This is a genomic window from Streptomyces sp. T39 (assembly GCF_008042045.1).
Classification (GTDB): Bacteria; Actinomycetota; Actinomycetes; order Streptomycetales; family Streptomycetaceae; genus Streptomyces.
Map to the genome: position 1 here is coordinate 1 of NZ_RDBP01000241.1, position 831 is coordinate 831.

The 831-nt window shown below is 71.8% G+C and carries 1 protein-coding gene; it reads right to left on the reverse strand.

Translation table 11 applies throughout. The annotated features are described in order from the left end of the window. Window positions 1–815, reverse strand: an 815-nt coding sequence (locus EAO77_RS37765) for an electron transfer flavoprotein subunit alpha/FixB family protein (RefSeq protein ID WP_147992783.1), incomplete at its 3' end; no start/stop codon positions are given. Window positions 816–831: the final 16 nt, after the last annotated feature.

The following is an 831-nucleotide window of genomic DNA, read 5'->3' on the forward strand; positions in this document are numbered from 1 at the left end:
CGGTGCTGGATCGCGCCGGAGATGCCGGAGGCGATGTACAGCTGCGGGGAGACCGACTTGCCGGTCTGGCCGACCTGGTTGGTGTGCGGGTACCAGCCGGCGTCGACCGCGGCACGCGACGCACCGACCGCGGCACCCAGCGAGTCCGCGAGCGCCTCGATGACCGCGAAGTTCTCCGCACCGTTGACACCCCGGCCACCGGAGACCACGATCGCGGCCTCGGTCAGCTCCGGACGCCCGGTCGACTCCCGCGGCGTGCGCGCCACGACCTTCGTACCGGCCGCCTTCTCGGAGAACGACACCGACAGCGCCTCGGCCGCACCCGCGGCCGRCGCCGCCTCCACGGCCGCCGAGTTCGGCTTCACCGTGATCACCGGCACACCCTTCGACACCCGCGACTTCGTCGTGAACGACGCCGCGAACGCGGACTGCGTGGCCACCGGACCCTGCTCACCGGCCTCCAGGTCCACCGCGTCGGTGATCAGACCCGAACCGATCCGCACCGCCAGACGCGCCGCGATCTCCTTGCCCTCCGCGGACGACGGCACCAGCACCGCCACCGGCGACACCGCCTCCACCGCCGCCTGCAGCGCCTCCACCTTCGGCACCACCAGGTACTCGGCGAACTCCGGCGCCTCCACCGTCAGCACCTTCACCGCACCGTGCTCACCGAGCACACCCGCGGTCTCACCGGCACCCGCACCCACCGCGAGGGCGACCGGCTCACCGATCCGCCGCGCCAGCGTCAGCAGCTCCAGCGTGGGCTTGCGGACCGCACCGTCCACGTGATCGACATAGACGAGAACTTCAGCCATGGGACTTCTCTCCTGC